This window comes from Alloalcanivorax balearicus MACL04 (assembly GCF_025532145.1).
Lineage (GTDB): Bacteria > Pseudomonadota > Gammaproteobacteria > Pseudomonadales > Alcanivoracaceae > Alloalcanivorax > Alloalcanivorax balearicus.
Genome location: NZ_ARXS01000006.1, coordinates 116,274 through 138,733, shown reverse-complemented (window position 1 = coordinate 138,733; position 22,460 = coordinate 116,274). Strand labels below are relative to the sequence as shown.

Sequence of the window (22,460 nt, the reverse complement as noted above, 5' to 3'; positions counted from 1 at the left end):
ACCACATTCAAGGAGAGACCATGGCAACCCTGGTTCTGGCTTCCGGCAATCGCAAGAAGCTGGAGGAAATGAACGCCATTCTGGCGCCGCTGGACATGACCATCGTGCCGCAGAGCGATTTCGATGTGCCGGAAGCGGAAGAGACCGGTCTGACCTTCGTCGAGAACGCCATTCTCAAGGCCCGCAATGCCGCCCGACACACTGGCCTGCCGGCCATTGCCGACGACTCCGGCCTGGAAGTGGACGCCCTTAACGGCGCCCCCGGCATCTATTCCGCCCGCTTCTCCGGTGTCGGTGCCAGCGACGCGAAAAACAACGCCTTGCTGGTGGAGATGCTCGGCGACCTGCCCGACGCCCCCCGCACCGCTCGTTACCAGGCCCTGCTGGTACTGATGCGCCACGCCGAGGATCCGACGCCGCTGGTCTGCCAGGGCAGTTGGGAAGGGGAAATCGTTCTTGAACCACGCGGCGAGTTCGGTTTTGGCTACGATCCGCACTTTCAGATCAGTGGTGACGGCCGCACCGCCGCCGAGATGCCGCCGGAAGAGAAAAACCGCGTCAGCCATCGCGCTCGCGCTCTGCAGCAGCTGATCGCGCAACTGCGGGAGCATCCACTGCCGTGACCCCGGAGCGGCCGCCCCTGGCGTTATACGTGCACGTACCCTGGTGCGTGCGCAAATGTCCGTATTGCGATTTCAATTCCCATCAGCGCGACACACTCCCTGAAACCCAATACCTCGACGCCCTGCTGGCGGATCTCGACGCGGACCGGCGCTGGCTGGAAGGTGAGTTGGACCGGCCCGTTGTTTCGATCTTTATCGGCGGCGGCACACCGAGCCTGATGAGCGCCGATTTTTACCGGCGCCTGCTGGATGGCCTACGCCAGCGCCTGCCAATGGCCAACGACGTGGAAATCACCCTGGAGGCCAACCCTGGCACCGTGGAAGCGGGCCGCTTTGAAGGCTTCCGCGAGGCCGGCATCAACCGCCTGTCCATCGGGGTACAGAGCTTCGATCCCGGCCAGCTCGCGGCTCTTGGGCGTATTCACGGCCCCGAGGAAGCCCGCCGTGCCGTGGCCCTGGCCCGCGCCGCCGGTTTCGATAATTTCAATCTGGATCTGATGCACGCGCTGCCCGGACAAACGCCGGCGCAGGCGCTGGCGGATCTGCAAGCAGCCATCGAGTTATCACCCGCTCATCTGAGTTGGTATGAGCTCACCATTGAACCGAATACCGCCTTCTACCGCGCCCCTCCGACCCAGCCGGATGAGGACACCATGGCCGACATCGAGGAACAGGGGTTTGCCCTGTTGCAGCACCATGGCTATGAGCGTTATGAGGTTTCCGCCTTCGCCCAGCCGGGACGCCGCTGCCGTCATAATCTCAACTACTGGCGCTTTGGCGACTACCTGGCGATCGGCGCTGGCGCCCACGGCAAACTGACCCGCCGTGACGGACAACGTTTGCGCTATCAAAAAACCCGGCAACCGGAAGCCTATCTGCGAGCGCCGGAACAGACACGCCGTAGTGTCAGCGCCATAGAAGATCCTCTGTTCGAAGCATTGCTGAACGCACTGCGTTTGATCAACGGCGTTCCCTCATGCACATTGAGCCAATACTGCGGCGTGGATCAGGAACGCATCGCGGTTCTGCTGGCCCCTTTGCGTGAACGCGGTCTGCTGCAACCGGATCCAGATCGAATCGTTTGCACCGCTTTGGGATTACGCCACCTCAACACCGTGTTGGCGCTTATTGGGGAATCCCTCTCCGCCTCTTGATGCCCGCCTGATTTCTGGGCACACTCGGGCCTTCTGGACGCCGTGGCCGCCGGGTCTGCCCTCATTATTTTGATCCGATTTGTCGATTTGCCCTTGCCCCGAGCGACCCAGCCTGGAGAGAAAAAACCAAAACCACAGGGACGCAGCTTTTGATGCACAGCCACCGGCAGGCAGGGCTCTTGTTTCCCAAAAGATTCGCTTGCAAGCAAGCTCCCACAGCGGCTTCGTAGCCTAATCCGTGGGAGCCAGCCTGCTGGCGAATGCGATCCTCTGGTTTTGGACGCTCTCATGCAAGGCTGCCAGGCAACGAACATATCTAAATAAGCAGGTTGCACATCGGGGTTTCGATCATGACAAAACGCATGGTGATTATGCTGGTCTGCGTTGGCGTATTGTTTGGCGCCATCTTTGGCTGGAAGGCTTTCGTCAACCATATGATGACGGGCTTCTTCGACAATATGCCCATGCCAGTGGCGAACGTCTCCACCGCCGAGGCAACCCGGGACGAATGGGCACTGTCACTGGATGCCGTGGGGACCGTGGAAGCGGTCAACGGCGTCGAGGTCACCAGCCAGGTGGGCGGCGAAGTGGCGGCCATCGAGTTCACCTCCGGCGACCAGGTGAAAAAAGGCGACCTTCTGGTGCGGCTGGAATCCCGCGCCGACCAGGCTCAGTTGAAGGCGTTGCAGGCCACGGCTCAGTTGGCGGCCCAGGAATACGATCGCTATCAGCGGCTGTTCAAACAAGGTTCGATCTCACAATCCGAGCTGGACAGCCGGCGAGCCCAGCGGGATCAATCCATGGCCCAGGCGGACGCGCAGCGGCAGCAGCTCAGCTACAAGACCATTCGCGCTCCCTTCGACGGGGTCCTCGGGATCCGTCGCGTGGATATCGGCCAGTACCTGCAACCCGGTACTCCGGTGGTCAGCCTGGCGCAACTGGATCCGATCTTTGTCAACTTCGCCCTGCCCGAACAAACGCTGAGCAAAATCGAAACCGGCCTGACCGCCCGCGCTTCGCTGGACGCCTACCCCGATCAGAAGTTCGAGGGCACCATCACCGCCATCGAACCGGGCGTCAACGAGACCACCCGCAACGTCACCATTCAGGCATCCTTCGAGAACGCGGATCAGCGTATGCGTCCGGGCATGTTCGCCAACGTAACGATCCAGTTGCCGCAATCCGAACCGGTGGTGGTGATCCCTCGCACGGCGGTGGCCTACGCGCCTTACGGCAACGCGGTGTTCGTGATCCAGGACGCGCCGGCAAAAGAAGGCGAACAGGCCGAACAGCAAAGTGAGGACGGCGCCGGCAAGATAGTGCGCAAGCGGTTCGTGAAGCTGGGGCGCCAGCGCGGCGACCTGGTGGTGGTGGAATCCGGTCTGGAACCCGGAGAGATCATCGCCACCAGTGGCCTGCTCAAGTTGCGCAATGATGCGCCGGTGGCCATTGAGAATGACGTACAGCCTTCCGCGGAAGCCACGCCCGAGCCGGCGAACAGCTGAGGTCGCTCATGAAATTCACGGATATCTTCATCAATAAACCGGTTCTGGCCTCGGTGGTCAGCCTGTTTATTTTCCTGCTCGGGTTACGCGCCGCCACGGAACTGAACGTGCGCCAGTATCCCGAGCTGGAGAACGCGGTGATCACCGTCACCACGATCTATACTGGTGCCGACGCGGATCTGATTCAGGGCTTTATCACCACGCCGCTGGAACAGGAAATCGCTTCGGCGAACGGCATCGACTATCTGGTTTCCACGTCCCTGCAGGGGGCATCCTCAATCCAGGCTTATGTACGGCTGGGCCAGGATCCCAACGAAACCCTGACGCAGATCGTCGCCAAGGTGAACAAGATGCGCAGCGAACTGCCGGAGGAGTCCGAGGACCCCACGGTGGAGCTGGCCATCGGCGATGATATCGCCGCCATGTACCTGTCGTTTTCCTCCGAGGTGCTGGATAACAATCAGATCACCGACTACCTGGTGCGCGTGGTGCAGCCGAAACTGGCCACCATCAACGGCGTGCAACGGGCACGAATTCTTGGTGACCGCACCTTCGCCATGCGCGCCTGGTTGAAACCGGAGCGCATGGCGGCGCTGGGCATTACCCCTTCCGATGTTTACGCCGCGCTGGAGCAAAACAATGTTCTCGCCGCGGTGGGCAGCACCAAGGGCACCAATGTGGCGCTGGATCTCAAGGCGGAAACCGACCTCAACGACGTCGCCGGCTTCCGCCGTCTGGTAATCCGCTCCCAGGACAATGCCATCGTGCGCCTCGAGGACGTGGCCGACGTGGAACTGGGTTCGGAGTCCTATGCCGCCTCGGTGACCTTCAACGGCCAGAAGGCCACGTTCATGGGCATTGAAGTGGCGCCGGACGCCAACTCCCTGGACGTGATCGCCGAGGTAAGGAAGGTGCTGGAAGACGAGATCTTCCCGCAAATGCCGGAGGGCCTGGAAGGCAATATTCCTTACGACGGCACCGAGTATATCCAGGACTCCATCGACGAGGTGGTGAAGACCCTGGTGGAAGCGGTGATCATCGTTATCCTGGTGATCTACCTGTTCCTTGGCTCCCTGCGTTCGGTGCTGATCCCGGCCATCGCCGTGCCGCTCTCCATGGTCGGCGCACTGTTCCTGATGCTGCTGATGGGCTTCTCCATCAACCTGCTGACCCTGCTGGCCATGGTGCTGGCCATCGGCATCGTGGTGGACGACGCCATTATTGTTCTGGAAAACGTGCACCGCCATGTGGAGGAAGGGCTCTCGCCCAAGGACGCGGCGCTTAAGGGCGCGCGCGAGCTGGCCTGGCCGGTGGTGGCGATGACCACCACACTGGTGGCGGTGTACCTGCCAATCGGTTTCATGGGCGGGCTCACCGGCACCCTGTTCGTCGAATTCGCCTTCTCCCTGGCCGGTGCCGTGCTGCTCTCCGGCGTGGTGGCGCTGACCCTGTCACCAATGATGTGCGCCAAAATTCTCAAGGCCCACGACCCGGAGCATCGCGGCAATCGCTTCGAGGCCTGGCTGAACCGCCAGTTCGAGAAACTGGCCGGCAGCTATGAGCGGCGACTGCACGGCGCTTTGAACGACGTGCCCACGGTGCTGGTGTTCGGTCTGATCATTCTGGTGTCCTGTTACTTCCTGTTCGTCACCTCGCCGAGCGAACTGGAACCCCAGGAAGACCAGGGCTTTGTGCTGGTATCCGCCACCGCCGACCCTTACGTGACACTGGACTATCTGGAGCCGTTCACCCGGGAGCTGGAACAGATTGCCTCCGACGCCCCGGCGGTGGAAAACATTTTCCTGCTCAATGGTCTCGGCGGCGGCGCCGGTACCGCCGCCTCCAACACCGCCCTGGCGGGTTTCGTGCTGGACAGTTGGAACGAGCGGGACGTCACCACCAACGAATTCCAGCAGCAACTGTCCGAACAGGTGAACAGCATCGCCGGTCTGCAATCGGCGGTGTTCGTCCCGCCGTCCCTGCCCAGCGGCGGCGGCATGTTGCCGGTGGAATTCGTCATCGGCACCACCGAGCCGACCGAGAATCTGCAGGAACTGGCCAACCAGATCCTGGGCAAGGCCCAGGAGAGCCGCAAGTTCATCTTCCTGGACACGGACCTGAAGATCGACAAACCGCGCTACAACATTCTGATCGACCGGGAGAAAGCCGCGTCGCTGGGCATCACCATGCGTCAGCTGGCGCAGGAATTGGGCGCCATGCTGTCCGGCGCCTACGCCAACCGCTTTTCCCTGGAAAACCGGTCCTACAAAGTGATTCCCCAGGTTCAGCGCAGCGACCGGCTGACGCCGGAGCAGTTGCAGCAATACTACATTCGCACCGGCTCCGGCGATCTGATTCCACTGGCCACCCTGGTGCGCCTGGAAGAAACCGTGCAGCCGCAACAGTTGAAACGCTTTCAGCAGCTGAACTCGGTGACCATTTCCGGCGTACAGCGCCCCGGGGTGACGCTGGGTGAAGCGCTCGGCATTCTGGAAAACGCGGCGCAGGAAGTGCTGCCTCCCGGCTACAGCGTGGACTATTCCGGCCAGTCACGGCAGTTCAAGAAGGAAGGCAGCGACTTGATGATCACCTTCTTCTTCGCCCTGATCGTGATCTATCTGGTTCTGGCGGCCCAGTTCGAATCCTTCCGTGATCCGATCATCATGCTGATCACGGTGCCCATGTCCGTGTGCGGCGCCATGATCTTCGTCAGCCTCGGTCTGGCCACGCTCAACATCTACACGCAGGTGGGGCTGGTGACCCTGATCGGGGTGATATCAAAACACGGGATTCTGATCGTGGAGTTCGCCAACAAAATGCAGGAAGAAGGCATGGGCAAGCGGGAGGCCATCGAACACGCCGCCGCCGTGCGCCTGCGTCCGGTACTGATGACCACCGCCGCTTTGGTATTGGCGATGATTCCGTTGCTGATCGCCGCCGGCCCCGGCGGCGGCGCCCGCTTCGCCATCGGTCTGGTGGTGGCCGCCGGCATGACCATCGGCACCCTGTTTACCCTGTTCGTAGTGCCGGCCATGTACATGCTGCTGGGCCGCAACGAAGGGCATGGTGACGAAGAGACGGAAACACTGCCGGAACCGGCGGAGAGTGGATGAGGGGTTGAGGAAAGCGGTTCGCCAGCAAGGCTGGCTCCTACAATTGTGCTACGAAGCCGCCGTGGGAGCTTGCCTGCAAGCGAATGAGCTTCCGGCCCCAAGATTCGCTTGCAGGCAAGCTCCCACGGCGGCTTCGTCCTCCCTTGGCGGGAGAGCGATTACGTATCGCGAATTCAGAACGTCCAGGAAGCGGACAGGGCGGGGCCTTTCAGGGTGACGTTGTCCTTGTCACGATAGAACATGTATTCCACGTTGACGTCGAAGCGCTCGCTGACACCGAAATCGATCCCCAGACCGTAGGACGAGTCATACCATTTGTCCGAGACCTTGCCGCCGCCGTCCACGTCCATTTCTTCCTTGCCTTCGGTATAACCGCCAATCAGATACGGCGTGGCCATGGTGGCGTTGGGACCACTCAGCTTCACATAGGCGCCATAGAAATACTTCTGACGGTACTCGCCTTTCACGGGAGTCCCATTGAGACGGTCTTCGTTGCTGTTCAGCGTGGAACCGCCGCGCATCTCCACCGCGAACCAGCGGTTGATACGGCCGCCCAGTTTGGCGATCAGGTCACCGGTCTCGAAGCGGTCGTCGCCGAAAAAGCGGTCATCCTGTTCATGATATCCGTATCCCAGGGATACGTAGGCTTCGCCGTGCGCCACGGATACACCCATGCCCATGGCCACGGCGGCCAATGCAGCCACGCAACGTTGCATAGCGGACTCCTCGAAAGATCAATCGGTAGCGGCGCGATTATTGCGCCGCGTTGGCTTCTCGTATTTTTTTCTCCGCCTGTTTGCGCTCATGTTGCGTCGGCGTGCAGCCCAGACAACGCAAAAAAGTGGCGCGGGCGGGATTCTTCACCAGCACTTCGGCGGCTTCGCCTTCATTATCACCGAGCACGGAGAACGGTAACATTACCGTATACACGGCCAGACCGCCCACCGTACCGACGGCCATGACCGGCCGGACGATCACCGCGTCCCCGAACATGGCCAGCGCCGACGGCTGATCGGCGTCTTCGTCCATGGGACGGGCTTGTGCGGTTTGGGATACGGTGCAGATGATGGTGGCGGCCGCCAGCAGGCGCAGGGCTCGCTTCATTGTGAGTCCCTCTTCGACAGGTTCTCGTTGGATAGCAGGATTGGCCGGGCAGTCCCAACCGTCTTGACCCAGCCTTTTGAATAGGAGCCCCCGCGGCCGTCCCTCGACCGCGGGAGCGGCGACTCACCCCCCACAGGTTCAACCCCCACACACAAGAAGATGGTCCGGGCTCCCCCCTTTTGCTGAGTCGCCGGGGCATTGTTACCCCAATTCAGCAGTCGTGCTGACTACTGGTTCACAATCTAAATCTTTATTCGTAGAGAAACAATACGATAGCACACTGACCTCAGAAAACGGTTGAACCCGCCTCAACGCTGGCAGTGGGGACAATACACGGTACTGCGCTGACCGTGGCGCCCACCCCGCAACGGCGTTCCGCACTGCCGGCAAGGCTCCCCCGCTCGACCATAGACCCGTAATTCCTGGGCGAAGTAGCCGGGCTGACCGTCAACCCGGGTGAAGTCCCGCAACGTGGTGCCGCCAGCCACGATGGCCCGTGCCAGGACTTGCCGGATGGCTTCCGCCAGACTCTGGTAGCGAGCCAGGCTGATGCGTCCCGCTGGCCGGGAGGGGTGAATGCCCGCCAAAAACAGGCTTTCTTGCGCGTAAATGTTGCCAACGCCCACCACCGTGGCGTTATCCATGATGAACGTCTTCACCGAGGCCTTGCGCCCACGGCTACGCTGGTGCAGCCATTCCCCGGTGAAGACCGCGTCCAGTGGTTCGGGGCCGAGGCCGGTGAACAACGGGTGTTGCTCCAGGTCCGGCAGATAGAGCACCGCGCCGAACCGGCGGGGGTCGTTGAAGCGCAATAGCTGCCCGGAATCGAGCACCAGATCCACATGATCATGCTTGCGCAGCGGCGCCGCCTCCGGCACCACCCGCAGCGTTCCGGACATGCCCAGATGCACCCCCAGATGCAGGCCATCCAGGTCCAGCAGCAAATACTTGGCGCGCCGCCGCACCGCCAGCACCGGCCGATCCCGCAACGCCGCCACCCGCTCGTCCACGGGCCAGCGCAGCCGCGGCTCGCGCACGGTCACCGAGCGCAGACGGCGTCCGGTCAAATGCGGCTCGATCCCCCGCCGCGTGGTTTCCACTTCGGGTAATTCGGGCATTAATGGCTCCTTGGAATATGGGTCAGGACAGGATTCGCCAGCGGGCTGGCTCCCACAGATTACGCTACGAAGCCGCTGTGGGAAGCTTGCTTGCAAGCGAATATCCCACGGTTTGCACTACGAAGCCGCTGTGGGAGTTTGCCTGCAAGCGAATTGGCCCGCGAACACAAAGATTCGCTTGCAGGGCAAGCTCCCACAGGGACCCTGTAGCCCCCTGCGGGAAGCGAGCTTGCTCGCGAATACAGCGGCAATGGGCAGCCCGCGGCCAGGACGGTTATGATACCCGCGGCACCGTCCTTGCGCAGGCGGTAAAGGGTTTAAGCACGAGCGGAGCAAAGATGCAGTACTGGCTAGGGGTGGACACCGGCGGCACTTTCACCGATTTCGTTCTGCTGGGCGGCGAGCAACCGCGCATCCATAAAGTACTCTCCACGCCGGCCGCCCCGGAGCGGGCCATCCTGCAGGGGATCGAGGACATGGGGCTCTCCGGGGCCTTGGCCCTGGGGGAGTTGGTCATCGTCCATGGCAGCACCGTGGCTACCAACGCAGCCCTGGAGAACAAAGGCGCCAAAACGGTAGTGATTACCAACTCCGGCATAGAGGATCTGCTGCTCATCGGCCGCCAGAACCGGCCCGAGTTATACAACTTGCGGCCGCTGCCCACCCACACCGCCCTGCACGACACTCCGGTGATCGGCGTCGACACCCGCCAGGACGCCCAGGGAGCCACCCTGATCCCGCTCACCGACGAGGCAATCCGGCAAACGGTGGAAGCGGTTCGCCGCCATGACCCGGAATCCGTGGCCATAAACCTGTTGTTCAGCTACCTGGATCCCGCGGCGGAACAACGGCTCGGCGAGGCACTCCGGCAGGCCGGCTATCCGGTCAGCCTCTCCAGCGACATCCTGCCTACCCGGGGCGAATACGAGCGCGGCATGGCCACCTGGCTGAACGCCTGGCTCTCCCCTCGCATGGCGGATTATCTGGCGCGGCTGAAACAGCACACCGCTCCGGCGCCGCTGACCATCATGCAGTCCAACGGCGGCACCATTGCCGCTGATCAGGCCGCCGAAAGGGCGGTGAACCTGCTGCTGTCCGGGCCCGCCGGCGGCCTCAACGCCGCCCGCCGCCTGGGGCAGGCCCTCGGCCGCGATCATCTGATGACCTTCGATATGGGCGGCACCTCCACCGACGTGGCGCTGCTGGATGGCGACATCCGGCTCACCCGCCAGGGCCGCATCGGGCCTTATCCGGTGGCGGTCCCCATGGTCGACATGCACACCATTGGTGCCGGCGGCGGTTCCCTGGCCCAAGTGGATGATGCCGGCCTGCTGCACGTGGGACCGCAATCCGCCGGCGCCAGCCCCGGCCCCGCCTGCTACGGCCAGGGCGGCACTCAAGCCACGGTCACCGACGCCAATCTGGTGCTGGGCCGCCTGCAGCCGGAATTCGCCCTGGGCGGCAACCTGCGTCTGGACCCCGCCAAGGCCCACGACGCCGTTGCCCGCGTGGCGGAACGCCTCGGCATGCCGATCCCTCAGGCCGCGCAAGGTATCATCGATCTGGCCAACGAGCATATGAGCCAGGCGCTGCGGGTGATCTCGATCCAGAAGGGCTTTGACCCGCGGGACTTCACGCTGGTGAGCTTCGGTGGCGCCGGCGGCCTGCACGTGTGCGCCCTGGCCACCAATCTCGGCATGCACCAGGCGGTAGTGCCGGTACGTGCCGGCGTGCTGTCGGCGGAAGGGCTGGTCTACGCACCGCGCCAGCGCGAACGCATCCAGGCTCTGCCGGCGGATGCCGAGGCCGCGCATATTCAGACCCTGGCTCGGCAGTTGGAGCGCCAGGCCCGGGCGGAATTGGAAGCGGAAGGCATCGAAGCCGACCGGATCAGCACCGAAACCGGCCTGGACCTGTGCTATCAAGGCCAGTCCTCCGTGCTGACCTTACCCTGGCAAGGGGAGGATCCCGCTCAAAGCGAAGCCGCCTTCCACGATCTGCACGAACAGCGTTATGGCCACCGGCTGTCATTGCCGGTGCGGCGGGTGAACCTGCGGGTCCGGTGTCTGGCCGAGGCGCGGCCGCCCTCTCCGGGCCAGGCGCCTCGGGGCGAGGGCACGCCGGCCTGGGAGGCTCCGGTTTACGGCTCCGCAGGGGATAAAAGTGCCGCCCAAAACAAAGAAGGAAACAAAACCAAAATTCCTGTATACCGGCGGGACGAATTAGGAGCCGATCAGGTAATCTACGGCCCCGCATTGATCTTTGAACCGGTAGGCACCATCTATATAGAAGCTGATTGGCAGGCCCGGGTGCATCCATCGGCCCATTTATTGCTTACCTCTTTATAAAGCCGTATATCAAGGAACGAATCGGCCACATTCGCTTTCCAATGGATTACTACCGCCGCAAGCCGGATTATTATGCACACCATCTTGATGTTTCTGTCCGAGGGTCTGCTGGCCCTGGGCCCCTGGAGTCTGGTGCTGATCACGTTGGCCCTGACCCATGTGACCATCGTCAGCGTCACCGTCTATCTGCACCGCTATTCCGCCCACCGCGCGCTGGAATTGAACCCGGTGCTGAAACACTTCTTCCGTTTCTGGCTGTGGCTGACCACAGGCATGAACACCCGCGCCTGGACCGCCATTCATCGCAAGCATCACGCCCACTGCGATAGTGAGGAAGATCCGCACAGCCCGCAGGTACTTGGCATCCGCAAAGTACTGCGCGAAGGCGCCGAGCTGTACCAGGCCGAAGCCGCCAACCAGGAAACCCTGGACAAATACGGCGCCGGCTGCCCGGATGACTGGATGGAGCGCAACGTCTACAGCCGCTTCCCCATGCTCGGTATTGTGCTGATGGCACTGACCAACGTGGTTCTGTTCGGCTTCGCCGGTGTGACCATCTGGGCGGTGCAGATGATGTGGATTCCGCTGTTGGCCGCTGGCGTGATCAACGGTATCGGCCACTACTGGGGCTACCGTAACTTCGAATGCAAGGACGCCTCACGCAACATTCTGCCGTGGGGTATTCTGATTGGCGGCGAAGAGCTGCATAACAATCACCACACCTACCCCAGCTCCGCCAAGCTGTCGGTACGCCGGTTCGAGTTCGATATGGGCTGGGCCTGGATCCGCCTGTTTGAAATGCTGGGCCTGGCCAAAGTGAAAAAACTGGCGCCGAAGCCGGTGCTGGCCGCCGCCCGTCCGAGCATTGATCTGGATACCCTGCGTGCCCTGGTGCAACACCGTTTCCAGGTGATGGCCCATTACCGCCGCACGGTGATCAAACCGGTGTTCCAGCAGGAGCGAGCCCGCGCCTGCGAAACCACCCGTGGTTTCTACCGTCGCGCCCGGGCCCTGCTGTACCGCGATCAGCGTTTCTTCAAGCCGCGTCATCAGCAACGCCTGGAGCGGCTGACCGAACACAATCACACGCTGGCCACCATCTACGAATACCGCCTGCGCCTGCAGGAAATCTGGGGCCAGACCAGCCGCAATTCCGCGGAAATGCTGGATGCATTGAAACAATGGTGCCGCGAAGCCGAGGAGTCCGGCATTCACGCTCTGCAGGATTTCGTCACCGCATTGAAAGGCTACCAGCCCCAACCGGCCCGGGCCTGATCATTTCCCACAGCCGGATCCTCGGAGCCGCTGTGGGAGCCAGCCTGCTGGCGAATTGGGTCTCAAATTCGCCTGCAAGCAAGCTCCCACAGCGGCCTTGTAGAAAGAAAGCTCTAAGTTTCCGTTCGCGGTTCTGCCTAATGCATATGCGGCTGGTACGCCACGTCGAACTCATCCGCCAATCCAGCCAAGCGTTTATCCAACGTCCAAAGCCTCCCTTCGGGAGTGATGACGGTTGAAGCGAGCAACATCATATCCACCAAACCACAACCTCGCCCGTATAAGCGTTCTTGCTCAACGAACGTCATGACCTCCTTAAGGCTGGCCTGATTACTCAGCCGCAATAAACCAATGTAACCCAAAGTTCGTTGCCGAGGTTCAGGCGGAGTCCCGCAGGCAAGCTCGCCCAAGACCATGGGATGCACCATGGCGCGATCCATTTCTATCAGATTAATCAGCGCCTCATTTTTTTCTCTGAAGTGCGCCACCCATACCGAGGTATCCACCAAAACGTTCATTCCTGCAACGGCTCCTCACGCCGCCGCGGGATATCCGCCATATCAGGTGACGCTCCTCCCAAAGCGGCCAGGCGGCGCGCGGCTTGGACCCGAACATAGGTTTTGACGGCCTCCCGAAGAATATCCGCGGGTTTATCCAAGCCTGAGTCAGCCAGCTCCAATGCCTGCTCGTAGAGAGCATCGTCAATCGTAATTGTGGTACGCATATCGATCCTTCATCATCATTATTGATGCCACCATGCATCAAATGCAGCATCTCGTCAATATAGCGTCATCCCAACTAGTACATCAGCGATGGCAACAGCAGGGACAACTGCGGGAACGCCATCAGCAGAATCAGCACCACCGCTTCCGCGGCCAGGAACCACACCGTGCCTCGTACCACCTGACCGAACGGCACCTTGTCCCCCACACCGGCGCTGACCACGAACAGGTTCAATCCAATCGGCGGTGTCAGCAAACCGATCTCGATGAACTTCACCACCAGAACGCCAAACCAGATCACGTCGATATCGAACGCGATGACGAAAGGCGCCAGCACCGGCAGGGTCACCAGCATCAGACCAATGGGATCCAGGAACATACCCAGAACGATGTAGAACACCGTGACCGCCAGCAGGAACATCCACAGCGCCACCGCGTAATCTTCCACCCAGACACCGATGTTCATGGGAATCTGGCTGAGTGTCAGCATACGGCTGAACAACACCGCGCCGATGGCGATGAGAAAAATCGACGCCGTGCTGGTGACGGTTTCCGATACCGCCTGCTGCATCGCCGTCCAACTGAAGGAGCCCTGAATCAGCGCGGCCGCAATCGCCACGAAAGCACCAAAGGCGCCCGCTTCGGTGGCCGTTACCGTTCCGGTATACAACCCGCCGACAACGCCGGCGACGATCACCGGCAATGGCCAGGACTTCAGCAGCAACAGCCACCGGTCCCGATTGGAATAAGCCTGCGTAGTCCTCGGCGCCAGATCCGGATTCAGTTTTACCCGGGTGACGATCAGCACGGCATAAGCCAGCATGGTCAGCAGGCCGGGAATAATCCCCGCCATCAACAGCTGCCCGACGGACGCCTCCATGAACACGGCATATAGTACAAAAGGAATACTCGGAGGAATAAACGCCCCCAGCGTCCCGGAAGCCGCCACCACCCCGGTGGCCAGACCAGGGTCGTACCTGGCCCTCAGCATTTCCGGCACGGCAAGACGGGACATGGCACCGGCCATCGCCACGCTGGAACCGCTGGCGGCGGCAAAACCGGCACTGGAAACATTGGTGGCGATCGCCAACCCCCCCGGCAGAAAACCCAGCCAGGCCTTGCCCGCATCGAACAAGGTCCGCGTCAAACCGGTGTGGAAGGCAATCGCGCCCATCAGGATAAACATGGGAATGGCGGTCAACGACCAATGGGCGATGAACTGAAAAGTGGTGGACCCCATCAGGGCGAAAGCCGCATCCAGGCCACGAAGGGAGAGCAGCCCGGTAAAGGCACTCACCCCGAGTGACACCCCGATCGGCACGCGCAATGCCAACAGCACCAGCAGTAAGGCGATACAAGCGAACCCGATCTGCACCGCGCTCATGACGAAACCTCCCGCCCGGATTTTCCGCGCAACAAACGGATCAGAAGATACACCGCCGCCAGGGCGGCCATGAAAACGCCCGCCCAGGCAATCCAACGGGACGGCCAGATCGACAGTTCAAAAAACACCGCGTCCACCCCTTCCCGACGCCCCCAGCTCTTAGCCGCCTGCAGGTACAAACCGTAGGAGAACAGGGCGAAGTACAGCGTCATTACCAGCAGCCCGAAGATGTCCGTGGCGGATCGCATACGCTCGCTGAAATGCTGAACCAGCACATCCACCCGGATGTGACTGTCCTCAACGACGCAGATGAAAATACCGATAAAGACCGCGGCCACCATGTAGTAGTAGGCAACGACTTCCATGGTTCCGGGAATGTGCATGCCGAACAGCAGCCTCAGCAGCACCTCGGTGGTCACGTGCACCATCATCAAAACGATCATCGCGCCGACCACATTGGTGGCCAGATTCTTTGTCTTTTTTATTAGCCGGTTCATAACCCAACCTCATCGAATACGTAACGCCACCTTGCCCACGGCACGGCGCTGAACCACCTGATCGATGGCCTCCGTCACTTGCTCGAAACGGAACAGCTCGGGCGTGGCGAGCCTTATTTTTCCTTCCGCCGCGGACTGGAACAGCCAGCGCATCATCGACTGGATTTCATCGGAAAATTGATGACGCCGGTCTTCTTTTCCCCAACCCACGTACTCGGAAAAATTCACTCCCAGTAAACCGATGTTCTTCACCAACAACAGATTCACCGGCGCGGCGGGTATCTTGCCGCTGGCAAAACCCAGGGACAAAATGCTGCCTTCCACCGCCGTGGCCCGAATCAGCGACGCGAACACATCGCCACCCACCGGATCGAACACCACATCGGCGCCCCGGCCTTCCGTCAGCGACTTGACCTTCTTCACCACATCCCCGGTGGAATAATCGATCCCTTCCGAAGCGCCCACCTTCATCGCCGCGTCCAGTTTCTCCGGTGAACTGGCCATGGCGATCACCCTGGCACCAAGCAAGGACGCCACCTGCACGGCGGCCTGCCCAAGAGCCCCGCCCGCGCCAGTGACCAAAACCGTTTTATCGGCCAGTTCGCCGGCCCGCTTCAGCGCCGTGGTCGCGGTACCAAACGACAAGGGCAAGGCGACCGCCTGTTCCAAGGGCACCGCCTCCGGGACCGGATAGACGGTGGCCCGGTCGATCACCACCTCTTCAGCAAAGGCGCCGCAATCGACAATGGCCGCCACCCGATCCCCCACTTTGAGATCGCTAACGCCGGGGCCGCATTCGGTAATGACACCGGATACCTCCGTGCCGGGAACAAAAGGCGGCGTCATCTTGCGTTGATAGGTCCCCGCCACCATCAGGGAGATGGCGTAACTGACGCTGGCGAAGTGCACGGCGATACGCACACTGCCCTCCGCCAGCGCCGGACGGGGCACCTCGGATAACACCAGGTCCTGATAAGACCCGAACCGGTCACAAAGCACTGCTCGCATCACCTGCTCCTTATTCTTTGTCACGCCTGCATGCAGGCACCGGATGACAGCAAGTTGTGGATCTCCGCCTCGGCGAAGCCCGCGCCTCGCAGGGCATCCACGGTGTGTTGCCCCAAAGCCGGCGCCGGCGGCAACTCGTCCGCCGCCCTCTGCGCCCCCGGAAACGCCGGGAAAGGAAAAGCACCGAAGTCCGGATGATCCACATCCGCCAACAAATGCAGGGCCTCCACCTGGGCATCCTCACGCAACGACGAGTAGCTGTTCACCGGCCCGCAAAGCACGCCCGCCTGGTTGAGCCGGTTGATCCAGTATTCCCGGGATTGTGTCGGGAAGATGCCCGCCAGAAGATCATGCAAGGTATCCACATTGCGCTGGCGCGCCTCGTTATCGGCAAAACGTGGGTCGGTTGCCCATTCTTCATGGCCGAGCGCCTTTGCCAGGGCGTGGAACATCTCATTGCGTAAACACACCACCGAAAGCTGGCCATCGGCGGCGTCGAAGTTGCCCGAGGGCACCGTCACCGGTTTTCTTTTCTCCCCTCCCTGCAGAAAGGACTCCACCATGGGCATGGCCTGAAAAGCCATCGAGGCGCCAAGCAGTGACAGATCCAGGTGCCGGCCAACACCGGAGGCGCGTTGCTCATGGATCGCCGCGGACAACGCGTAGCCGGCATACAAACCGGTGATCATATCCACCGCCAGCATGCCGACCCGCCGGGGAGCCCCTTCGTCAGTGCCGTTCATGGCCGCCATACCGGTGGCGGCCTGAAGAATACTGTCCGAGCCGGCTCGCAGCGCGTGGGGCCCACTGCGTCCAAAGCCGGAGATAGAACCCAGCACAATGCCGGGATTCAGGGATTTCAGAACGTCATACCCCAGCCCAAGCTTCTCCATGACGCCGGGCCGGAAGCTTTCCATCACCAGGTCCGAACAACCGACCAGGCGTTTGATGACCTCCCGGCCCTGTTCGTTGCGGGCATCCACGCAAATGCCTTTCTTGCCCCAGTTGGCGATCACGCTCAAAGCACTGTGCCCGTTGCGTGCCAATCCCATCACCCGGCCCCAATCGCCCTGGGGAGGTTCCACCTTCACTACCGTGGCACCCATCATCAGAAGCATCTGCGCCGCATAGGGCCCGGCCAGTCCCTGGCTCATATCCAGGACCCGGACCCCATCAAACGGCTTGAACTGCGTTGTCGCTGTATTCATCAATCAAATAACCTGTGAAGTGAAAAAAAGCCGGTGCAGTTCTCATAGAGCGAACTACGAAGCCGCTGTGGGAGCCAGCCTGCTGGCGAATGACGTCCGACAAGCCCAATTCGCTTGCAGGCAAGCTCCCACAGCGGCCTTGTAGCAACCATTAGAGCCCTGAACCGGCACGGGCCATCAAAACGCCTTGTCGTAGATTTCGGTTTTCAACAACTCGGCGTACTGCTGCTCGGTGAGTTGCTTGCCTTCGAGCAGCTTTTCCCACTTCTCCAGATTCTTGATGAAACTCTCGACGATCTTTTCCGGATTCTCGACACCACGCTCGGCGGCATTTTTAGCCGATTGTTCGATCTGGGATTGCATGAAGGCCTCACGACGCTGCTTGAGCGCATCGGACACTTCAACGAAGTTGATGCCCTGTTCCCGCGCCAGCTTTCGTACGTCCTGTTCTTCTTTCTGATACGCATACAAGGTACGAGCGAGCCCTACCGGCGCCGCATCGATTAATGCCTGGCGTCCTTTCTCATCCAGATCCTCCCAGACGGATTCGCGCACGTTCAGCAACGAACCGCCAAGAAAAGCACCCATGGGCAGCTCGACAACACTGTTGGCCACTTCCATCAGCGACAGGGACTTCAACCAGCTGGTGGCGCCGATGACACAGTCCAGCTGGCTGCGCTCCATGGCCTCGTAGGATTCGCTATTGGGAATGTTGACCGGAATACCCTCGATGCCCGACACCCAGCGGCCGATTTCCTCGCCAGCCACGCGCATGCGCTTGCCCTCGGCTTCGAAGCCATCATCGAACCGGTCCTTGCACATGGCCTGGTAAGGCGGCGTGGCGTAACTGGCGAGAAAGCGCACGCCGTGCTCCTTGTACTCCTCAAGGCATTGCGGGCAATCGTTGAGAATGGTGTCCACCGACGCGGCGGACGCAGCCAGCGAGTCCTGATCCCAGAACGACAAATCACTGATGATCATGTTCGCCGGCACGGAAGTAGGGAAATAAACGGTCACCAGGAAACCGCCATCGATCATGCCGTCGCTCACCGCCGACAGCATCTCCTTGCCCGAGGCCGCCGCCCCGGAAGGAAAGAATTTGAAGGACACCTCGCCACCGGACTGTGCCTTGGCCGCCGCCATGAAGGTGGTGATCCCTTCGCTGGTGGGATGGTGCGGTGGCAAATAACTGGCATAGGTAAGATCTCGCGCGGATGCCAACGTCGGCATCAGGGACGCCACGACAGCCAGGCCGCCGAGTAACACGGATATCAATGGATTGCTGTTGTTGTTAGCCATGGGACTCTCTCCGGGCTCTCTCGGAGCCTTCTCCGAGTTTGGGGTTGTCTTCCAACCCCATTTTGATTATTGTTCGCTATACGCACATGTTGTTCTCTAAAAGAACACCAACACGATAAGACCAACCTTTCGTTAATGTCAAAACGTCTTTGCACGGAGTGGTACGGATGGCGGAACACGGAGAACGGGATGACTCCCTGCTGGTCAGCGGATTCATGCGGGGTTTGAAGGTGATCACCACCTTCGGTGAAGGGGCCGCCAGGCAGTCCTTGTCCGATGTCGCCCGGCGGGCCGACATCTCCCGGGCCAGCGCGAGACGCCTGCTGCACACCCTGACCGCCCTGGGCTACGCCAACACCGACGGCAAGCAGTTCTGGCTCACCCCGCGCATGCTGAACCTGGGCTTCTCCTATCTCTCCTCAATGGAGATCTGGTCCTTCGCCCAGAGTTATATGGAAGAACTGGTGCAAACCGTCCAGGAATCCTGCTCCATCGCGGTGCTGGAAGGCTATGACATCTACTATGTGATGCGGGTCCCTACCCGCAAACTGCTCAAAAGCACCCTCAACGTGGGCAGCACACTGCCCGCGCACGTGGTCTCCCTGGGACGGATCCAACTGGCCGACTTGCCCCCAGAGGAACTCGACCACTACATCAACAACCTGGAACTCACCCCCTACACCCGCTTCACCATCACCGACAAAGCGGAGCTCAAGCGAGCGATCCAGGAAGACGGCGCCAAGGGCTGGTCCATCGTTGACCGGGAACTGGAGGAAGGCATGTTCGGCATCTCCGTGCCGATCAAGAATCGGGAAAACAAAACCATCGCCGCGATCAACCTCACTTTGGCGCCGAGCAAGGCCAATGAGGAAGGTATGATTGAGCGGTTATTGCCTGAGCTGCGGAAGACGGCGGAGAAGATTAATCGGGAGTTGCGGTAGGGGGGCGATTGAAAAGCCTACATTGCGCCTAAATCTAAGCTAAACCCAGCTACCTGAGCAGAAGTAACGTCTTGTTATGGTTTCAGTCATGCCTAAGAGGTAAGAACTGATATTTTTATTCCCCTAGCTTTCTATACTATTAAACGTCGTTACTGTGCTCGATTCTCCGCACTTTTTGGACTTTCGACACCAAAGTCCAGCCCCTAACCAAATCAATGTAGTTGAAAATATTGAAACATAACCATCTATCATATAATGCCATGCCAAATGTACTGATCCGATTACAACAATCAATGCGTAAATGAAAAATAACACCGCCAGCCAGGCCCTGATCTGAATTGATAAAAGGAACATCAACCAAGCTATAGATACATGCATACTTGGCATGGCGGAAATCCCTGCCCCAATACCGGATTTACTCGACAGATATAGGTCCCACAGATGCCACTGCGTCCCAATTGCCCATACGGGCTCACCTGCATTCGCAGAACCGAGATATGCCATTAATGGCTCATATGGATTCTGCACACCAGGATATAAGGCGCCATAAAAACATGGCCCAGCCGAGGACAGGAGGACAGCCAAAAAAGAGCCATTTAAAACCCAGCAAAAAATATAAGAAAGTAGATAACGCTTCCTAAGCTCCGGTCTTCTATTATCAAATATAAACCAAAAAAGAAATGAAAATACAACAAGAAACCAAGCGTTATATAGTATGTTTATCGCCATACTTAGATTGTATTTTTCTATGTAGGGATGAAACCATCTCCAAGGATCGACCTCACCATGAAGCGCTCTATCTAATTGCGAGAATGTATGATCCCAATGGTATGGCACAATCAAAGGAATCAGTGTTTTAAACGAAGAAATGGCTGAAAAGAAAAAGGTAAACAGAAAGAGAAGCAAGAATATTCTTATCCAACCCACTTCATCTGCAAGCCTCCATGCCCGTTTTAGAACATAAGACAAAGGCCTTTCTGGCCGGACGAAGAAGAGCACATAGCTTCCATAAATCATAAAATTTGATATTAGAAAGAAACCAACCACTCTAATCGCCAGCTTTGGGTATATAAGCAAGGAAAAATGATCACTCAAACCCATGGACTCAACGAGAAACCATACCATCAAGACCACCAAAACAATGATCGAAACTATATCTCCATCTTTATGCCATAGCTGCCGGCACTGACGCATCAAGGCAGTCCGCCAGCCCCCCTTATGTTTGGCACAGAAATCTCTCGCCGATTTATTAAAATAATCTTCCATAACGAGCACCGCCACTTTCCGAAAGTGGGTCGTTTTGAATATGCGCTTCTAATTCAGCACCTATCACTGTGTTACTTGCCCTATAAAAAACCCCGTTATATGGGGTTAAATGGCAAGGCCTAACTCGCTGAGCTTCTGCACTTGGTCGATGCCGTATCGTCACTTAACCCGCCGGCACAATAAAGAGCAAGGGTATTAGTCAGACTATTGGTCAATACCATGTTCCATCAAAGTGTAGGACTGGTCGACGGATTCAAGGACCAACTCAGAAGGAACCAAAGACACACCCAATGCGGTCAAAAGCGGGCCTAGCAAACCATTCAGCAGCTCTCCAACCACACCAGACAAGGGGTCAACAACTGGTCCCAATATGGCTGTCAGATCGAGCCCCAAGAGTTTCACTTTTAAACCATCTAGAAGCCTCTCAACTAAACTTCCAATAGCCTCATTCGTCCCGTCAAACTCAGCTTTTCGAGAAGGATTTTCCTCCCCCCCATAAAACCCCAAATCAATATTATTGAAATCAATATCAATTCCCCCTGCCCATTCTTTTGGTGGATCGTCAAATGATATGCCAAGGATCGAGAATGTTCCCAACTCCAAGACTTTAACATCCGCATCCAGCTTAAGCAGGTCCGCAGAACCAGACATATATATAGAGTCAACAATATTATCGGACCCTGACACACATTCTGCACCAGTCAACGTCACCAGCGCGCTGGCTGCCTTAATTCCAACATCCAATTCAACCAACTTTAATGCACTACCAAATCCTACCTCCGTTAACACTCTCGCCGAAATATTGGTAGATCGTGCACTAGGCCACTCACCATCTTTATTCTTTCTCGCCGAAGACAGGATAAAACCTGGAGCGGGTGTTATGTCTAATTCTAGTTTTGTTTTTGCCAAACCGAGGCTGGACAATAGATCAGAAACGACAGGGATACCAAGGCCCTCATTCAAATCAATTTCGATTGGGCTAGGGAGCGAGTGATCGACGTTCAGAATGATTGAGGTTATCAAATCTAGAGTAGGAGCTTCCGACCCTTGAGGAACCTCCGCTTCCGTAACCCCCTGAATCACATCCTCCAGAGATAGATTGTTGCCCGCCGCGGCGTCAATCAAGGTATCAAGGGCGCTTATCGCCGGCGTAGTCAGCCCCTCCGTGGAATTCAGCACCGCTTCCAGCACTGTGGCAACGTCCAGTGTATCGAGAACCGAGCTCACACCAAGATCCTTCACCAAACCACCGATATCCGTGACCACACCAGCAAGATCGTTCAAGCCTGTTACGTTAAGAGAGAAGTCAGTACCAAGTATTTCCCCAAATACCAAACCAAGCAGTTGGGATGACGAGGGATCTAAGGTGGCTATACCGCTATCAATCCGAACTCCGGCAATCAGTTCCTTCCTGATTGAAGCCTCCGCGGTCAGCGGCTTATCCATGGCAAATCCAATCAGACCATCAACACTCTTCGAAATGGATACGGAGACGCCGTTACTTCTATATATGTCCTCAATCCTATTAACCTTATAGGCGCGAACACCTTCGAGTTTCTGGCTATCAATAGAAACCAGTTCAGCGTACTCAACGTTGATCTCATCTGCCGTAAAAGGAAGGTTGTTCATTCCTGAAATGGCTTTTTTGGCTTCAAACCCTAGATCTATGGATCCAGCCACGTCGCCGCAAGCCTGGACTTCATTAGCCAGTTCTGTTGCCAATCTATTGGCTACCGTCTGCAGTTTCCTTTTATCGTGATAAAGCCTCGAACCATCAACAACCAGCGCCCCCATCATGAAGATAAAAAACAGCGAAACCACCCAGGTCAGAGCGGTCCCCTTTTGACTTTTAGGTAGCAGCCCAATTTGCTTCATGACAGTGCCCTCACAATCGC

The 22,460-nt window shown here is 58.8% G+C and carries 19 protein-coding genes; 7 read left to right on the top strand and 12 right to left on the bottom strand.

The window, feature by feature from the left end; translation table 11 throughout:
• The first annotated feature begins 20 nt into the window (after positions 1-20).
• The 4 genes from rdgB to MA04_RS07425 all read left to right on the top strand — a co-directional run bounded on the left by rdgB (position 21) and on the right by MA04_RS07425 (position 6,395).
• Positions 21-623 carry an RdgB/HAM1 family non-canonical purine NTP pyrophosphatase gene (gene rdgB / locus MA04_RS07440; protein ID WP_022997249.1) on the top strand — a complete coding sequence of 201 codons (603 nt, stop codon included), beginning with the start codon at positions 21-23 and terminating at the stop codon, positions 621-623.
• Positions 620-1,777: a radical SAM family heme chaperone HemW gene (hemW, locus tag MA04_RS07435; RefSeq protein WP_262459976.1), complete on the top strand. Its 1,158-nt coding sequence runs from the start codon at positions 620-622 to the stop codon at positions 1,775-1,777. Before rdgB ends, hemW begins: the two co-directional genes overlap by 4 nt.
• A gap of 350 nt (positions 1,778-2,127) precedes the next feature.
• Positions 2,128-3,282: an efflux RND transporter periplasmic adaptor subunit gene (locus MA04_RS07430; RefSeq protein WP_262459975.1), complete on the top strand. Its 1,155-nt coding sequence runs from the start codon at positions 2,128-2,130 to the stop codon at positions 3,280-3,282.
• An 8-nt stretch (positions 3,283-3,290) separates the two neighbouring features.
• Entirely contained in the window at positions 3,291-6,395 is a 3,105-nt protein-coding gene (locus MA04_RS07425) for an efflux RND transporter permease subunit (protein WP_262459974.1), read from the top strand.
• A gap of 173 nt (positions 6,396-6,568) precedes the next feature.
• Here the strand turns inward: MA04_RS07425 and MA04_RS07420 are convergent, their stop codons facing one another.
• The 3 genes from MA04_RS07420 to mutM all read right to left on the bottom strand — a co-directional run bounded on the left by MA04_RS07420 (position 6,569) and on the right by mutM (position 8,617).
• Positions 6,569-7,111, bottom strand: coding sequence for a porin family protein (locus MA04_RS07420; RefSeq protein ID WP_262459973.1), 543 nt, complete (start codon positions 7,109-7,111; stop codon positions 6,569-6,571).
• A gap of 37 nt (positions 7,112-7,148) precedes the next feature.
• Complete coding sequence (locus MA04_RS07415) at positions 7,149-7,499, bottom strand: hypothetical protein (protein ID WP_133492753.1); 351 nt, start codon at positions 7,497-7,499, stop codon at positions 7,149-7,151.
• A gap of 308 nt (positions 7,500-7,807) precedes the next feature.
• Positions 7,808-8,617, bottom strand: a complete 810-nt coding sequence (gene mutM, locus MA04_RS07410; RefSeq protein WP_262459972.1) for a bifunctional DNA-formamidopyrimidine glycosylase/DNA-(apurinic or apyrimidinic site) lyase — start codon at positions 8,615-8,617, stop codon at positions 7,808-7,810.
• A gap of 338 nt (positions 8,618-8,955) precedes the next feature.
• On the opposite strand from mutM, the gene MA04_RS07405 reads away from it, so the two are divergent.
• Together MA04_RS07405 and MA04_RS07400 are read left to right on the top strand one after the other, a co-directional pair.
• Positions 8,956-10,965 (top strand): hydantoinase/oxoprolinase family protein, encoded by a 2,010-nt coding sequence (locus MA04_RS07405; protein ID WP_262459971.1) that lies wholly within the window; start codon positions 8,956-8,958, stop codon positions 10,963-10,965.
• Positions 10,966-11,037: 72 nt separating this feature from the next.
• Positions 11,038-12,240 (top strand): DesA family fatty acid desaturase, encoded by a 1,203-nt coding sequence (locus tag MA04_RS07400; protein ID WP_262459970.1) that lies wholly within the window; start codon positions 11,038-11,040, stop codon positions 12,238-12,240.
• A 137-nt stretch (positions 12,241-12,377) separates the two neighbouring features.
• Here MA04_RS07400 and MA04_RS07395 read toward each other — a convergent pair whose 3' ends face one another.
• The 7 genes from MA04_RS07395 to MA04_RS07365 all read right to left on the bottom strand — a co-directional run bounded on the left by MA04_RS07395 (position 12,378) and on the right by MA04_RS07365 (position 18,358).
• Entirely contained in the window at positions 12,378-12,758 is a 381-nt protein-coding gene (locus MA04_RS07395; RefSeq protein ID WP_022996545.1) for a type II toxin-antitoxin system VapC family toxin, read from the bottom strand.
• The gene (locus MA04_RS07390; protein ID WP_022996546.1) at positions 12,755-12,964 is read right to left on the bottom strand and encodes a type II toxin-antitoxin system VapB family antitoxin; all 210 of its coding nucleotides are present in this window, start codon (positions 12,962-12,964) and stop codon (positions 12,755-12,757) included. The genes MA04_RS07395 and MA04_RS07390 overlap by 4 nt, the downstream gene beginning before the upstream one ends.
• A 74-nt stretch (positions 12,965-13,038) precedes the next feature.
• Positions 13,039-14,346, bottom strand: coding sequence for a TRAP transporter large permease (locus MA04_RS07385; protein WP_262459969.1), 1,308 nt, complete (start codon positions 14,344-14,346; stop codon positions 13,039-13,041).
• A complete protein-coding gene (locus MA04_RS07380; RefSeq protein ID WP_262459968.1) occupies positions 14,343-14,843 on the bottom strand; it encodes a TRAP transporter small permease in 501 nt (166 codons plus the stop codon). The genes MA04_RS07385 and MA04_RS07380 overlap by 4 nt, the downstream gene beginning before the upstream one ends.
• 9 nt (positions 14,844-14,852) lie before the next feature.
• Entirely contained in the window at positions 14,853-15,851 is a 999-nt protein-coding gene (locus MA04_RS07375) for an NADPH:quinone oxidoreductase family protein (RefSeq protein ID WP_262459967.1), read from the bottom strand.
• Positions 15,852-15,871: 20 nt separating this feature from the next.
• Positions 15,872-17,059, bottom strand: coding sequence for a CaiB/BaiF CoA transferase family protein (locus tag MA04_RS07370; protein WP_262459966.1), 1,188 nt, complete (start codon positions 17,057-17,059; stop codon positions 15,872-15,874).
• Positions 17,060-17,236: 177 nt separating this feature from the next.
• The gene (locus tag MA04_RS07365; protein ID WP_262459965.1) at positions 17,237-18,358 is read right to left on the bottom strand and encodes a C4-dicarboxylate TRAP transporter substrate-binding protein; all 1,122 of its coding nucleotides are present in this window, start codon (positions 18,356-18,358) and stop codon (positions 17,237-17,239) included.
• A 167-nt stretch (positions 18,359-18,525) separates the two neighbouring features.
• On the opposite strand from MA04_RS07365, the gene MA04_RS07360 reads away from it, so the two are divergent.
• Positions 18,526-19,299, top strand: a complete 774-nt coding sequence (locus tag MA04_RS07360) for an IclR family transcriptional regulator domain-containing protein (protein WP_262459964.1) — start codon at positions 18,526-18,528, stop codon at positions 19,297-19,299.
• Between the two features lie 123 nt (positions 19,300-19,422).
• On the opposite strand, the gene MA04_RS07355 is transcribed toward MA04_RS07360, so the two are convergent.
• On the bottom strand, positions 19,423-20,565 hold the full coding sequence (locus MA04_RS07355) for a phosphatase PAP2 family protein (RefSeq protein ID WP_262459963.1): 1,143 nt from the start codon (positions 20,563-20,565) through the stop codon (positions 19,423-19,425).
• Positions 20,566-20,769: 204 nt separating this feature from the next.
• A complete protein-coding gene (locus MA04_RS07350; RefSeq protein ID WP_262459962.1) occupies positions 20,770-22,440 on the bottom strand; it encodes a Tad domain-containing protein in 1,671 nt (556 codons plus the stop codon).
• Positions 22,441-22,460 lie beyond the last annotated feature (20 nt).